The sequence below is a fragment of the Lysinibacillus sp. FSL L8-0126 genome (assembly GCF_038630385.1).
In the GTDB taxonomy this organism is placed as follows: Bacteria; Bacillota; Bacilli; order Bacillales_A; family Planococcaceae; genus Lysinibacillus; species Lysinibacillus fusiformis_D.
The window spans coordinates 3198053-3212973 of sequence record NZ_CP152028.1; the positions used below are offsets into that span (position 1 = coordinate 3198053).

Annotated in this window: 12 protein-coding genes and 1 pseudogene; 9 read left to right on the forward strand and 4 right to left on the reverse strand. The window is 34.2% G+C overall.

Annotated elements, in window-relative coordinates:
• Positions 1-92: 92 nt before the first annotated feature.
• Positions 93-1307, forward strand: a complete 1215-nt coding sequence (gene tyrS / locus MHI34_RS15620) for a tyrosine--tRNA ligase (RefSeq protein ID WP_342503615.1) — start codon at positions 93-95, stop codon at positions 1305-1307.
• Between the two features lie 53 nt (positions 1308-1360).
• Here the strand turns inward: tyrS and MHI34_RS15625 are convergent, their stop codons facing one another.
• The gene (locus tag MHI34_RS15625) at positions 1361-1540 is read right to left on the reverse strand and encodes a DUF2759 domain-containing protein (RefSeq protein ID WP_036120238.1); all 180 of its coding nucleotides are present in this window, start codon (positions 1538-1540) and stop codon (positions 1361-1363) included.
• A 169-nt stretch (positions 1541-1709) separates the two neighbouring features.
• Between MHI34_RS15625 and MHI34_RS15630 the strand changes: the two genes are divergently transcribed.
• Positions 1710-2354: an MBL fold metallo-hydrolase gene (locus tag MHI34_RS15630; protein WP_342503616.1), complete on the forward strand. Its 645-nt coding sequence runs from the start codon at positions 1710-1712 to the stop codon at positions 2352-2354.
• Positions 2355-2421: 67 nt separating this feature from the next.
• Here MHI34_RS15630 and MHI34_RS15635 read toward each other — a convergent pair whose 3' ends face one another.
• Together MHI34_RS15635 and MHI34_RS15640 are read right to left on the reverse strand one after the other, a co-directional pair.
• Positions 2422-2664, reverse strand: a complete 243-nt coding sequence (locus MHI34_RS15635) for a DUF2626 family protein (RefSeq protein WP_004231035.1) — start codon at positions 2662-2664, stop codon at positions 2422-2424.
• 118 nt (positions 2665-2782) lie between these two features.
• On the reverse strand, positions 2783-3493 hold the full coding sequence (locus tag MHI34_RS15640; RefSeq protein WP_036120229.1) for a helix-turn-helix domain-containing protein: 711 nt from the start codon (positions 3491-3493) through the stop codon (positions 2783-2785).
• Between the two features lie 328 nt (positions 3494-3821).
• On the opposite strand from MHI34_RS15640, the pseudogene comGA reads away from it, so the two are divergent.
• From comGA to MHI34_RS15670, 6 genes and pseudogenes are all read left to right on the forward strand, one after another.
• A pseudogene (comGA, locus tag MHI34_RS15645) lies at positions 3822-4592 on the forward strand (competence type IV pilus ATPase ComGA); the annotation flags it as partial.
• Between the two features lie 1059 nt (positions 4593-5651).
• Positions 5652-6599 carry a CBASS oligonucleotide cyclase gene (locus tag MHI34_RS15650; protein WP_342503617.1) on the forward strand — a complete coding sequence of 316 codons (948 nt, stop codon included), beginning with the start codon at positions 5652-5654 and terminating at the stop codon, positions 6597-6599.
• Between the two features lie 12 nt (positions 6600-6611).
• The gene (locus tag MHI34_RS15655; RefSeq protein WP_342503618.1) at positions 6612-7124 is read left to right on the forward strand and encodes a hypothetical protein; all 513 of its coding nucleotides are present in this window, start codon (positions 6612-6614) and stop codon (positions 7122-7124) included.
• Between the two features lie 3 nt (positions 7125-7127).
• Positions 7128-8333, forward strand: coding sequence for an AAA family ATPase (locus tag MHI34_RS15660; RefSeq protein WP_342503619.1), 1206 nt, complete (start codon positions 7128-7130; stop codon positions 8331-8333).
• 20 nt (positions 8334-8353) lie between these two features.
• Positions 8354-9793, forward strand: coding sequence for an alpha/beta fold hydrolase (locus MHI34_RS15665; RefSeq protein WP_342504474.1), 1440 nt, complete (start codon positions 8354-8356; stop codon positions 9791-9793).
• A 563-nt stretch (positions 9794-10356) separates the two neighbouring features.
• Positions 10357-11346: a hypothetical protein gene (locus tag MHI34_RS15670; RefSeq protein ID WP_342503620.1), complete on the forward strand. Its 990-nt coding sequence runs from the start codon at positions 10357-10359 to the stop codon at positions 11344-11346.
• Between the two features lie 392 nt (positions 11347-11738).
• Here the strand turns inward: MHI34_RS15670 and MHI34_RS15675 are convergent, their stop codons facing one another.
• The gene (locus MHI34_RS15675; protein WP_342503621.1) at positions 11739-12629 is read right to left on the reverse strand and encodes an ATP-binding protein; all 891 of its coding nucleotides are present in this window, start codon (positions 12627-12629) and stop codon (positions 11739-11741) included.
• 766 nt (positions 12630-13395) lie between these two features.
• On the opposite strand from MHI34_RS15675, the gene MHI34_RS15680 reads away from it, so the two are divergent.
• Positions 13396-14919 (forward strand): hypothetical protein, encoded by a 1524-nt coding sequence (locus tag MHI34_RS15680; protein ID WP_342503622.1) that lies wholly within the window; start codon positions 13396-13398, stop codon positions 14917-14919.
• Positions 14920-14921 lie beyond the last annotated feature (2 nt).

Here is a 14921-nt window from a genome sequence, read left to right on the forward strand (position 1 = left end):
TTGGCCGTCCTCTTACGCTGAGGCGTAGTTGATTAGTGAACTCTTATAGAGCTTGCAATATTAATATTTAATATTACAAGGAGATGTTTCATATGTTTTTAACACCAAAAGAGCAATTAGCGATAATTAAGAAGGGGGCTCATCAAATCGTTGATGAGCAGGAATTACTCGAAAAATTAGAGCGATCCTATAAGGAGCAGAAGCCTTTAATCATTAAGTTAGGGCTTGATCCGTCCGCCCCGGATATTCATTTAGGGCATGCAGTCGTTCTACGGAAAATAAAGCAAATGCAGGATTTAGGGCATCAGGCGGTCATTGTTATCGGTGATTTTACAGGGCGTATTGGTGATCCAACGGGTAAAGCAAAAGGCCGTGTCGCGTTAAGTGATGACATGGTCAAGCAAAACACTAAAACATACTGTGAGCAAATTTTTAAAGTGATAGATATGAACAAGACAACTATTCGTTTCAATAGTGAATGGTTAGCAAAGCTGTCATTTGAAGAAGTCATTCAGCTGGCAGCCACGACATCCGTTGCTCGACTGTTAGAACGTGAGGACTTTCAAAAACGGTACCGTCAGCAAATACCAATTGGCATCCACGAATTTTTCTACCCGCTTATGCAAGCATATGATTCGGTAGAGCTACAGGCCGATATTGAATTAGGGGGAACAGATCAAACATTCAATATTTTAATGGGCCGCACCTTACAAAAGCAACGGCGGTTAGAAAAACAAATTGCCATTTTTATGCCATTACTCGAAGGTTTAGATGGCATTGAAAAAATGAGTAAGAGCCTTGGCAATTATATTGGTGTCAGTGAAGCGCCAGAGGTCATGTTTAAAAAGGTAATGGAAGTACCAGATGCCTTACTCATCAAATATTTTGAACTAGCAACAGATGAGCATCCACTACAAGTGCAAACCATTCAAGATAGACTGCAAATGGGAGAGAATCCCTGTGATGTAAAATTACAGTTAGCAGAAATTATAACGGCCTTATACCATGGGACTACAGCAATGGAGGAAGCTAAATCCTATTTCCAAGCTGCATTTCAAAGAAAGGAAATACCAAAAAATATTCCTATACTGCTCCTAGAAATTGATAAGGAAAGAATAGTGGATATTATCCCACAACTAGTGGCAATGGATTATATTCATAGTAAGAGTGAATTTCTGCGGTTAATCAAGCAAAATGGAGTATCCTTGAATGGAGAAAAAATAGTAATGGATGATTTATCACTTGTACTAATGAATGATGATGTCATTCAAATTGGTAAGAAACGATTTCTTAAATTAAATAAATAATAAATACAAAAAAAGAGCAATCTCCAGGGAGACTGCTCCTTTTTGTCTGAATTTTAGTGTAATTGTGGTGGATACCCACTGTGAACAATCGTCATGATGACGAACCATCCGAATACAGCGGCACTTAATAAGTTGAAAACAACGCTTAATAGGTTCTTTTCTTTTATTGCTTGGAATGTACCAACTACAGCTAAAATCGCTACTAGACCAAAAATAACCATTAATAAGTTCATTAAAAATAGACACTCCTTTCGACATCAGAAAATGAATGTCGCAAACAATATTCCTCCTTAATTGTAAACGTTCTGTTTGTTTTTGTCGAGAACTAAAATAGCGTAAACTATGAACATTTATCGTCAAATTGTGGCAAAGCCTGTATAATAGAAAGTTGAGGTGATCACTATGATGAACGTACGAAGTTATTCTCTTGGACCTGTTCAAACGAATTGCTATATCGTATCGAATAAAGAAAAAGAATGTATTATATTTGATCCAGGTGAGGAAGCAGAGCGTCTTATTAAAACAATTCGTAGCAATGGCTTAAAACCACTTGCTATCTTTTTAACACATGCCCATTTTGATCATATAGGGGCTGTAGATGCTGTACGCGAAGTGTTTGATATTCCTGTATGGATTCATGAAAAGGAAGTTAGCTGGCTAGGAGATCCAACGAAGAATGGCTCTAGTAAATATGCTGCATTACCAGATTATAGGGTAGTAGCACCAGCGCAAGACACAATTATTAAAGAAGAACAGCTATTTGAGATCAGTAATTTTGCTTTCCAAGCTGTTTTTACCCCAGGACACTCACCTGGTAGTATTTCTTATGTTTTTGAAAAAGATGGTTTTGCCATTGTTGGAGATACGTTATTTGAACAAGGTGTGGGACGTACAGATTTAGTAGGTGGCTCAACAAAAGTATTATTAGCATCCATTCATCACAAATTGTTGACACTACCCGAGGATACTATTATTTATCCTGGACACGGAAATTATACAACAGTAGGCGCAGAAATGGAGACAAATCCTTTCTTAAATGGATTTTAAAAAGGAATAACCAAAGCGCATAAAAAAGCGTATCTCAGCAGTTGTGAGATACGCGATTTTTTTTGTATTAATGACCGCCACCAGGTACGTGAATGAATGTTGTATAGTACGTGAAGCCAGCGAAGAATACAGTTAAATATGCTCCGAAAATGTACATGTACATACGTTCTGAAAGGTTTAAGAAGCCTAATAATAAGAATAAACCTGTATTACCTAAGAATAATAGCGATACCTCGTTCATACCACCAAGGTAGAACATAACGGCAAAAATACCTGTCCAGAATGCCATAACTTTATACATATTATCCATGAAGATTTCCCCTCCTTTTGCCCACGACACAATAATCTCTTACTCATTATAAATGATATGAAAGGTGTCTGTAAACTGGAACTTCTCCGTCTTTGTGACAAACAAATGGATTTTTAATCTAGCTTTCGATTTCTGTCACGTTTATTTCATATTTACATAAATCGCAATTATGTATCATACTTTCAATTTGCACAAATTCATTGTTCGTAAACAATGCATCTAATTGACCTTTTAAATAGGATTCATGTAATGAACAAACAATATCAGAATGCGAAGTAAGTTGCTCCTGGAAAGGACAATTGAAGATGGAGAAGGTCACTTTTTTGCCATGTTCGGTTTGTTGAATTTGTGGAATATAGCCAATTAAAGCGGCATTGTCCGTTAACAGCTGAAGCTTTTCATCGAAGGATAGAGAATTATTTAATGTTAATTCAGCGCTGATATAATTTTTCATTTGCTGGTATCCGTCTTGGTAGCTAATTTCTTGGCACTTCGTTAAGGCAGATGGTCCAATGTCTTCAATTAATTGGATCGTCCATTTTAATAAACGATCTTCATCGCGTCTTGGAAATGTTAGAGATACGCCTTTCTCTGAAGCTTTATAAACACGTCCAGGTCTACCACCTTTGCCTGTTTTGACATAGTCCGCAGAAATAATATTGATTTCTGAAAGCTTTGTTAAATGAAGCCGAGCAACGTTTGGATGGATGCCGAATTGATCAGCAATATGTTGTACTGTGACTGTTTTTTTCTCTTGCAATATGTACTCATAAATAGAGTACCTTGTTTCATCGGCTAATGTACTAGTAATTTTCAATGGATGGATCATGCGCTTCACCTCTTTAAATTTTTTTAAAAAATTATGTTCGCCTACCAAGTGTTAGGAAAATAATCATGTTCATTCTATTATATTGTATTATTGAAAAAGGTACAGTTCATTTCGGCATAAATATTAATTTTTTCATGCATTTATCTTCTTTTTTAGTGGGAAACTGCACTTTATCCACATTTTTATAGCAAAAAACATGATTGACAGGAAAATGTACAACAAATTTTTATTTTCAGAAAAGGGCTTTTCTCGTGGCATTTTCCTCTTTATACTAGGAAATAACGAATAGAGCGGTCATATTCGAATGAACTAGAAGTGAGGTGCATATATGCAGAATTTTGAAACAGTTGTCGAACAAAAATGTGAGCAACTTTTACTAAAGGCCTATCATTTTGGTGCATCCGATTTATTACTGGTTCCAGGTAATAAAAGATATCAGGTTTATTTTCGAAAATATGATAAGCTACTCCAAGCTGGTGAGCTCCCAAATGAACTTGCAGAAAGAATGATTTCCTACTATAAATTTCTTGCGGCATTAGATATTAGTGAACGACGAAAACCTCAAAGCGGCTCCTTTCAAAAAGCAATGGAACACAATCCATACGCCTTTCGAGTATCCACACTGCCTTCCGTCTTTTTAAAAGAAAGCCTGATTATCCGTTTACTTCTCCAAAATCATACATTCCCACTAACGTCATTAAGCTATTCCAAAAGTGCAGCACACAATTTAATGGAGCTTGTGCAACATCGTCAAGGTCTTCTGTTTTTTACAGGCGCAACAGGCTCTGGCAAATCTACATCACTCTATTCCTTAATCCACTATTGTTCCACAGAGTTAAATCGGCATGTGATTTCTTTAGAAGATCCTGTAGAAAATAGCCAAGCAAATTTACTTCAAATTCAAGTGAACGAGCGAGCGGGCGTTACATATGCTATGGGACTAAAAGCCATTTTACGTCACTCTCCTGATGTTATCATGATTGGTGAAATTCGAGATAAAGAGACAGCAAAAATTGCTATCCAAGCTGCCTTAACAGGACACTTAGTTGTCTCAACCATTCATGCAAAAGATACCATTCGTTGCCTGTATCGTTTAATGGATGTAATCCGTCACGATGTTTGAGATTCCGTCAAAATTGTTGAGACAACTTCATTGAATTTGGGACAGATGTGTCTTTCAACCCTTGATACGATAGACCCGAATTTCATATAAGTGAGACACCAAGATTTTGATGAAAAATGAGTAAAATTGATGTCACAGAAGTTGAGATAGGGAAACGACCATATTCAAAGTTGTTGAGATAGCATGTACTTTTCGTCAAATTCCTTGTGATAGGATACCCCGTTACTAGGCTTGAAATAGGCCATTTTACAGTACCTTCCTAATTATATAAGATTATTTAAATTTTATTTGGTCGAGGAGTGATTTTTTATATGGATATGGGGTGTTCTAAAATGAAAGAAGCATACGGCTGTCTGTATAAAATTGAGAATGCCATACGTGCTTATATTGAACATAAAATGGAAAAGGAGTATGGTGTTCATTGGTTTCACATAGCCCCGAGAAAAGTGCTTAAACGTCCACCTAGTAAACCATTCAACAGTCTTTCATTTCATGAGTACAGTAGAATTTACCTGCGCACTTACGATGTATTTCAGGAACTTCCTGAAGAATTTTTCTCCTATCTAGAATCCTTATATCCCCTCAGAAATAAGGTTGCACATTGTTTTCCCTTAACGGAGACTGAATATGTTTATCTTGTTAAAATCGCCGATTTTTTCACTAATCATTTATTATTTGAAAGAATACCCAACTCCCTATATAAAATTTAATTTTCTCATACGTATTAAAAAATAAATTTAAGCATCAATATAGAATGAAATAACAATATAGTAGTTATTTGATGTTTTTGTTATTATCAAAGAAATACTATATTTTGTGTTTGGTTTTTTTGACTTATCTATATATAGTGTAATATAATAATCGTAAGAACGTGTTTTCCCCTTTTTGATTGTTGAAAAACTCAAGTAGAAAGGAAGAATCTATGAACACTTGACTTTATTTTCTAAAAGTTTGACCTTTTTCGACCATTTATATATAATACTATTACTGAAACTAATGTTCTTGTTTTTTAGACTGGAAAGGAAGAGATAGCACGTGTTATTTACCAATCAGGATTTAAAAAATTTTATTGAGAAAAAAGTAAACGTTGACTCAGAAAAAGTAAAAAAATACAGAAAACAAGTGAATAACTTAAGAGATAATTTAACTGACTACATCAAAGAAAATCCTGATTTCGGATTAGTAAAAATGCTCCATTCAGGTTCTGTTAGGAAGGGAACTGCCATCAGTACCCTTAATGATATGGATGTTGCTGTTTATGTGAAGCCTGATAAGGTTGCAAATTATACAGAAGAGCAAGTGCTATCTTATATGAAAGATGGCTTGGTGAAAGTATACAAACGTCATAACATGACAGAAGATCAATTCAGTCCAGGAAAACATTGTCTGAAGGTTTCCTTTAAAGGTTCTGGACTAGATGTAGATGTAGTTCCAGTAATTCCTACTGGAGAGCCAAATGATATGGGTCATTTAATTGCTCAAGATACAGGCGAAAGAGTCCTAACTTCTATTCCTCTGCATTTGTCATTTATTCAGTCAAGAAAAGCAAGTAACCCAAACTATGCAACAATGGTGCGAGTTACAAAGTGGTGGAGAAATAAAAATGATTTTAAAATGAAATCATTTTTAATTGAAATGATATGGGCACATATTGCCGATACAGAAGGAATTTCAGACGATATTGTTACAGCCTTGCAACAGTTTTTTCGGTACATCGTTAATACGGAATTGAAAGATCCAATTATTTTTGAAGATAATTACAAAAAGTCTGAGGTAATCCTAGTAGAAGGGGGAGTTAATATTTTTGATCCAGTAAACCCTGAAAATAACCTTGGAAATAGTTTGGATTATATAAAACTCGAGCGGATCTTAGATGAGGCAGATGAAGCGTTGGGTTATCTTTCTCTTGCTATGCAAGCTTCTACAAAAAATGTTGCTGAAGCCTCTTTGAAACAGATTTTTGGAACGTCATTTTCATTATAAGGGGTTTTGTCCATGTCAAGTTCATATACGCAATCTAGTACAAAATCGTATACATATGCCAACACAAGATATGTTAACGATAAAATTATAGCTGATTTAACATACCTTGCAGCTAGGTTTCCTGGAATATTTACAGCTGAACGTTTAAATAGTTGGAAAAGTGACTTTTACCAATGGTTAAATGACGGATATGCCAAAGTGATAAAAATTCAATTCAAAAGAAATAACATCTGTTTTTACCAAATTGAATATGAGATGAAAGATGATGGTACGATAACATCTGATGATAATGTAGGACGATTTAGAGGAATTGATTTATCCGATTCATCTACTTATATAGTGATTGAAATGACTCCCAAATGGTACGAGTTATCGAAAGAAGAACAAATAAAATACAAGGGGACACTCATTTTAAGTTGGGGAGATGCTGAGCAGACTACATACGCGAGCGGTCTAATGCGAACTAATGATAAACAATATTCGAGTGGTTCTCTAGGTGTTCAACGATCAATTTTAGGTGGGTAAAATATGCAAATCAATTTATTTGATGAAAAAAAACGTTTGGTCCAAAAGCTTGACTATGACTTCGATTCAATAATGGAAAATGCTGAAACACAAAGCGGCGATGCTTTTTCTAACGCAGAACAGTTAATTGAACAAGCCATTATAGAATTAGGGGATTACGAAATAAGTCCCTCTTCTTCAAATATCGTTAAATATTTGAAGACATATGCAGCATTCGGATATGCAAACGAGCCTTTAGCAATAAGTGTGAAAAAAAGAAACGAGGGAAACGCTACTATGAAGGATTTTTCGTCTACAACTTTTGAAGAAATTATACATTTCCCTAATGAAGAATTTCAAGATAGATACAATAGATTAGTTGGCTTAGATGATTTGAAAAGCCTTATTCAAAAAGAGGGTGCCACTATCATGGCACCTGAAATGCTTCAAAAATGGAGTAATAAGCACCACAACAAAATGATAAAAGCTTTAGAAGCATTTAGTGATCGGTATCCTTTTTTTATATTTGAAGGAGATGTAGGTACGGGGAAAACTGAATTTGCAATGACATTTGGTAGCGAACTTGCACGCTTTACAAATCAAGAAATCGTCTTAGCGCGCATGAGCATGAAATCCCGAGGAAATGGCGTAGTGGGGGAAATGAGTAAGCTAATAACAAAATCATTTCAGGATGCAAGTAAAATAGCTGCAACTACCAAAAAACCAGTAATTGTGTTATTAGATGAAGCGGATAGTCTTGCTCAATCAAGAGAAGAAAACCAAATGCATCACGAAGATAGAGCTGGTGTCAATGCATTAATACAGGGAATTGATCATATTCGTAGCTCAGATATTCCTATTTTAGTAGTTTTTTGTACAAATAGACTTGGAGCAATTGATCCTGCTATTAAGAGGAGAGCGGCACTTGTTCATACTTTTTCTCGCCCTAATCTAGAACAAAGATACGAAGTTTTTAAAAAATATTTTGATGATATTGCATTAACATCAAGGGAATTAGCTATACTTGCTCAGATTACAGGTGAGAATGAGATATATCGCTATGGATTTACTTATTCGGATTTATTGACTAGAGTCATACCCCTATCTATATTATATGCCTACCCTGATAAACCAGTAACATTCGATATTATTGAACAAGTTATTCAATCTATTAAGCCATCTGCTCCATTTGTCGAACAGAGTCAAAAAGGGGGTAATGACTTGGGGTAAAGTCAGCTAAACTTTATAAAATATCCGATTCGAAGAAAAATACCGTTATTATTTTCATTCATGGACTTAATGGTGACCCGATGGATACGTGGAAACGGGATAGGTTTACAAAAAGCCTTCCTGAACTAATTGGTTCAGACCAAGATATAGACGGTTTTGATGTGTATACCTTTGGATATAAAACAGGGTTCACACCTGGACAATATGATTTTAAACAAATAGCAAAAATTCTTTATTCAGATATAAAGGCGGAATTTTCTGGTAGAGAGATTGTGTTTGTAGGACATAGCATGGGTGGATTGGTTATTCAACAATACATCATTGATCGTTTTAAAGCGAATGAAGAAATAAATCTAAAACAAATTAAAGGCGCTGTTTTTTTATGCGTCCCTTTTAAGGGAGCACCATTGGCTGGTTTTTTTAGTAGTTTTAATAAACAAATTAGATCACTACGAAAAAACAGTGACCATCTTAAAGAACTAGAAGAAGATTGGACAACGTATACGTTTCGAGGTGGTTCCAAAATTGTCCCTAAAAACATGGTGCATTCCATCCCTCAACTGTTGATGTACGGTGCCCAGGATGGTGTTGTCAAAGAGCAGTCCTCCTCCCCACTTCATCTGGATGATGCTATTAAATATACTGTTGATGTAGATCATAAAGGGGTTTGCAAAATAGATGAAGGGGATACAATCTATAAACATATTAAAGACTTTTTATTAAACCAAGTGAAAGAAAGCAAGCATTCGATGATGCTTAGCATACAGGGTTATGACAAACAAAAAGGTGATGGAGAAGGGGTTACCTTAGATTGGACGCCACTCTTTAAGTATAAACCGCGTCTCATCCCCACAAAAGAAATATGGGAAACACAGTTAAACCATGAATTAACATACGCTATGAACACTTGGGAAGAAAATTGGTCGAAAAAAACCAACAGGATAAGAGTGCATGGTAGATTGCCTCTTACAGCAGGTATTGCTATTGGTTCACACTTTTCTAAAACAAAAGGAATTATTTTAGAATTCGATCATTATGGAGAACTATGGTCTACTGAAAAATTGGATAAGACCTATGAACCATATGCTGAATATCATCCTGGGAATGCACAACAAAATAATAGAGCAATATTAATTTTAAGTGTTTGCAAGGATATTCATGCAGAAGTAAAAGTATCATTAAATGTAGAAAATAAAGATTACTGCATGTTAGTTAACGTCTTACCTGAGAATGGACCAAGTCAGACCTCCATAGAAACTGCGGCACAGGCAGTTGCATATGCATCAAAGGTCAAAGAGGTTGCAGAGGATCTAAAAAGCAAAGGAGTAAAAGAGATATATTTATTTCTAAATACCCCTTTTAGCTTGGCTTTATTTGTTGGACATTATCTTACTGCCATGCCAGCAATTCAAACGTATGATTACACCATGCCAGGATATATAGAGTCATGCTTGATATAAAACTTTTGAAAATGACATATTGGAAGATGATGAATGTTCATCGGTAATTCTTTCAATATGTTTTTTGTTTTCTCGGTGTTTGTATTCTCAACAATAAAAGAATAATTGTATCATTCAAAATCCATAATTCAACTAACCTATTAGGGCTATACTAGCCTGCATTTCCCATTTTCTTTAGGTTATTTCTATCGATATAAAGGAATATTATTTAAAAAAAACATGACAATTATATCTTCTCAACGAAGGTAAATAGATGTACAGGAAAATAGGGGAGTAATAAATCTATATCCTCTAACTGAAGCAATATCATTATTATCTATAAATAAATTAATTTGATTGGAGAATGCAATGACAATCTTTAAAGGCAGTATCGAAATTGTAAGTTATTTTTAGATGATTTACTACACAGATATTACTTGAAACGCAGATTTAAAGCTAATAGGTATTAAGAGATAGATTGTACTTGATGTATTATTTCGCTCGAAAAAAATTGCTTGCTAAAAGCAAAGGAAGGGTTTAAATGTGGTCAAAATGAGGGTTGTAAGAACCTGGGAGGATATAACATGGAAAAGTTAACTCTAGAACAAAAAAAGTACATTATAGATACAGCAAGAAAGGCATATAAAATTGTATTTAAAAAGAAACTAGAGGAAGGTGATATTTGGACAAGGCAAATCTATTATAATGAGAACACCTGTGGCGAAAACATATATTTTGAAGCGTGTGTAACTGTATCCAGTCTTATTCATCACATTATAAATGTTAAGTTTGGATTATCTGACAGTGAAAACCAAATTATTGATTGCACTTTTTCAGCTAATGGATATCGATACGCTCATACATATAATTTAGTATGTGGCGAACCAATAGATGCTACTATTGATCAGTTTAAGAATAGAACTCGTATAGATTTTTCTATATATGAAAACAACAGTCAGTACTACGAAAATAATACCCCAAGCGAGCGTTATGCAGAAACAGGTATTCAAAGAGAGATAGCTGCTTTTAATACTTTAGACAGGAAAATAAGTAAGGGCGACTTGGGCGTTAAAGCTGTATCAAAACTTGGAGAAGACTATTGCCTCAAGTATAACAGAGAAAGCATATTGAAAATAGGAGAGGTATTCAAATCAGAGCATGGATGTAGTTATTGTGTCGAGGCTTCAGAGACTCTTAAATACTATGAATACCCATATGCAATGAAATATTTAGAAATTGAAATATTGTCAGAGCCTTGGAAAGGTGATGATGAATATACATATTTCGCTAGTGAAGTGAAAGTGATAAGAGAAATCCCCCTTAATGAACTAAGGGAAGATCATGTGTTTAATGATGCTTGCATCAGAAACGAACAGAAACAAAAGGAAAATCAAAAACAGTTCGAAAGTCAGATGCAAGAAATAAGAGCAGAGAGAGAGAAAAGAGAAAAAATATCTGAAATTAAACTTAAATATATTAAAAAAATTGCAATTCTTCCTTTTGTTGTAACAGTTGTTTTACTAATTATCTTGCCTTTAGTTTTGTATTACCTAGGTGTTGGTCAGGCAGAGTGAATAAGCGAGTACTGCCACATCAGAATGTGCTAATAGCGATAAACGAATATAAGAGTGATCTTTTTTTGAATCTTTGCTTCTTCAACAATCGGGCGCTTTCCTTGAATAAGTTGAAGAGCCTATTTTAAGGACCGTATGCTAGGATAAAAATCAATAAAATATAAGGGATTTATGTTAAAAATTATTTGTTGTTTTATAATAGGGTTAAATGTATGTGAAGTGGAGTAATTGTGATTGGAATGTTTAAAGGTGATTTTACTTGGAATGGTGGGATAGGCTTTAAAAGGAGCTGATTCAGCTCCGCCCCGTTAAGCTCAACAAAATGCTCTAGATATTCTAAATTAGAATCGTCTCATCTTTAATAATTTTTTGGACTTTCTTCTTAACAGTAGTTATTTTTTCGAATTTATTTTCCAAAGGAATTTTCCTTTTGCCATCACTTTACAATTTTCAACTTCAACATAATACTCGTTATCAAGAGTATCATAAACATATAGTTTAAAATTTAAAGGGATATTAGTATAACCATATTCGTTCATCTCAAGAATTAAACAATCGTTTGAAGTAAAACCAAAGGCAAAGTAATCCGTAATCTCGGTCTTTGCAGGAATAGAGAGGCGGAAATCTGCACCTATATGATTTTTGTCGAAACCATATAAACGATGATTAGTTTTTATTTGTTTATTGTCCCAAACTTCTAAAAAGGCAGAACGAATAGAAATCGGAAATTCTGTACAGTTTCTAAACGAGCATTCCAAACTAGCATGCCCACTTTCTGAATCAACAGCGGCCAAATATTTATCAAGAATATGTATTTCAAATTGCCCTTGTTTATAATAATAATCGAAATCCGTTCTTGTCGCATGTTCATTTTTACTACCTTTTCTTACATAACAAAAGCCTTTATGAAGAGAGCCATATTTTTTCTTCATTAAATAAGGTTGCTCTTTAGGCTCAGTGATTTCAAGTATAGCCAGTCGTTTTTCTTGATAGGTTATATACGTTAGATTGCAGATTAATTGTGGTTCAATATTTTCTAATACAATCTCCTGGTAAGTAGCTGCATCAACTGGATCGCTAAGCTCAAAAATTTCTTTAATTTGCAGTGCATTTTCTTTCACACCAAATACAATATATCTTGAACCTTTAATTTTTGCATTAGCCATTGCTAATACATCTTTAAGTAATTCTTCATAGTATTGTTTTACATATAAACCTTTTTTGAAGTCCAACCCTTCATGTTCAGTCTGATTGAGTAAAGTTTCTAAAAATACTTCTGTCATGTTCATGCCCCCTCTGCTACAAATTTTACCATTATTTATTTTTTTATTAAAGTTACAAATATATCAAAAGTTCCAAAAACTTTTTGTGATTCATAGTAAATACAAAGAATTGATGAAAGATTCTCATTTAAGCATTCATCATCGTAGACCTGATATTATGCTTGAATGAATTAATAAAGACCATCGAAAGAAATACACAATCGTTGAGGTAAAAAGTTCACATAATAAGGGCTATTTAGCTGATGGTCTATATAAAGTGCTTGGTTATTTAAAAGACTTTGAACTACCGATGTAGGCATCTTCTCATTCTATGGGGCTTTTGGTTGGATGAAAAATTGAGAAATTAAAACAGCCAAGCCCCAAAAAAAGGAGTTTATTCAACAGACTGGAATATGCTTTCTCTATTTACAGAGCAATTAGTAAATAACATGGAAGATTTTTTATATTAATAAACAAGACCCCGATTCTAATATGCAACTCGGGGTCTTGTTTTCATTTATACGGTACGAAGGTCATGGATTAAGAAATTTTTTCTTTCAAACAGTTCGGAGTGAATAGTCAGTTTTCTATGCTCTTTTTACTTTCCGAAAAGTTCGATTTTTCCTGTTTCGTTGGATAATTTTTGATACATACCACTAATAACGTAAGTAAAATTTGCAGATTGTTCTTTATTTTCGTTGGATAATCAAGATTTCAGAGAAGTAAAAATTGTATCATTTTACTTAATGGGGTAAAATTAGGAAAAAAGAACTGTGAGGGTAATGGGATGACCACCACTGTAAGACAAACAGTAGAACAAATTCATAACGATAATAAAAATAGAGATGCATTTCCTTCAATAAACGGATATTTTTATCAATTCGAGTTAACTTTACTCCATATTCTTGATGATGGATCTGGGAACGATGCGTTTGAAGATGTTGATTGCCAATCAAGTTACATGATTGAGAAAATCGAGGATTATGTTAAATACTATGAAAAAGACGGAAATAATTTTATTAGGGTTGCACAAATTAAACACCATGCAAACTATGCAGGCCCAGCAACATATTATGATGCGGTGATGTTTCTTTATTACAATTACTTGAATTTTCTAGAACGAAACATTGTTGACACAGAATATGTGGCGAGAATTTTTCATTATGATCGCTCCAAAGAAAAAGGGAACATGAAACCTATCTTAGACTCTGCATTCATAACATCTGAGAATAAAAAAAAGAAGCAAAAAGAAGCCGATGAGGAGAGTGAACGAAAGACAGGGATACCAGTTCAACGTAACGATGACGTTTTAGATAAAATTTATGAAACTGGGTTAGACAGTAAAGATAATAGAGAAGCCTTTGCAACTATTGCAAAATTTGTTAAAACTGAGAGTCATGAGGATGTTACCGAAAGTCTAAAAAGCAAACTTAAAGAACGATATCAAAGCCTATATAAACATAATAGTGAAGAATTCTTATATGCAGCATCAGTAAGTAAGTTAATAAAAGAAGGAAAAATAGGAAACGAATTATCTTTGAGAGATTTAGATGTTTATTTTAACGGTGAGGTGGAGCAGTTAGAAAACTTCTATGCTCTAAAAATATCAGACTATGTAAAGGGAATAATTGATTCAAATATTCTTAGTGTTGAATTGAATCGATCTGGTAGGGATGTTTACGAGCAATATAAAGATATATATATAGAAATTGCTCGCTTTATTGAAGAAAAATTTAAAATCAACGAGTACCGAAAATCTTTTTTACTTTCTACAAGTCCAAAGGAAATGAGGAAGTTTGAAGCCAATACTTTAGAAGAATATATCGCTTTTACTGAAGCGAGTGATGCGATTTCGCAACTATTATCTAAACTTTCCAAAATCATATTTCACTATTTGGATTCTGGAGGAGAGGCATTTGATTTAAATGACTGGTTTAAAATTAATGAGCATGGTTGGTTATTTGATTATCCAGGTGAGCAAAGAGGGATAGGTGTTATTACTGGCGATTTTTCATACGATGTGTTCTCTTCATTAAGGCATATTCTTCCACGATTGAAGAACGAAAAGTTAAGGCCTGACGTTTGGTACGTTAAACATGATGATGGCTTTTTTAATGCTTCTCAAAGTATGAAATATGATCATGATTATTCAGATGTTCCAATAGAAGGAGAGGAAGAACTTCTTCCTTACTTTTGTGATCCTGCGGAGGATCACTTTCACATGCAATGCCTAAGATGTTTATCGCTCGGAAACTACTCTAATTCTAAGATCACCGAGATATTTATTCATGGTTGCCACAGAGAGGAATGAGA

What these genes read in the sequence shown, in the direction of transcription:
- tyrS (WP_342503615.1), top strand. Translation starts at nt 93, where the DNA reads ATGTTTTTAACACCAAAAGAGCAATTAGCGATAATTAAGAAGGGGGCT.
- MHI34_RS15625 (WP_036120238.1), bottom strand. Translation starts at nt 1,540, where the DNA reads ATGAACTTATTAATGGTTATTTTTGGTCTAGTAGCGATTTTAGCTGTA.
- MHI34_RS15630 (WP_342503616.1), top strand. Translation starts at nt 1,710, where the DNA reads ATGATGAACGTACGAAGTTATTCTCTTGGACCTGTTCAAACGAATTGC.
- MHI34_RS15635 (WP_004231035.1), bottom strand. Translation starts at nt 2,664, where the DNA reads ATGGATAATATGTATAAAGTTATGGCATTCTGGACAGGTATTTTTGCC.
- MHI34_RS15640 (WP_036120229.1), bottom strand. Translation starts at nt 3,493, where the DNA reads ATGATCCATCCATTGAAAATTACTAGTACATTAGCCGATGAAACAAGG.
- MHI34_RS15655 (WP_342503618.1), top strand. Translation starts at nt 6,612, where the DNA reads ATGTCAAGTTCATATACGCAATCTAGTACAAAATCGTATACATATGCC.
- MHI34_RS15660 (WP_342503619.1), top strand. Translation starts at nt 7,128, where the DNA reads ATGCAAATCAATTTATTTGATGAAAAAAAACGTTTGGTCCAAAAGCTT.
- MHI34_RS15670 (WP_342503620.1), top strand. Translation starts at nt 10,357, where the DNA reads ATGGAAAAGTTAACTCTAGAACAAAAAAAGTACATTATAGATACAGCA.
- MHI34_RS15675 (WP_342503621.1), bottom strand. Translation starts at nt 12,629, where the DNA reads ATGACAGAAGTATTTTTAGAAACTTTACTCAATCAGACTGAACATGAA.
- MHI34_RS15680 (WP_342503622.1), top strand. Translation starts at nt 13,396, where the DNA reads ATGACCACCACTGTAAGACAAACAGTAGAACAAATTCATAACGATAAT.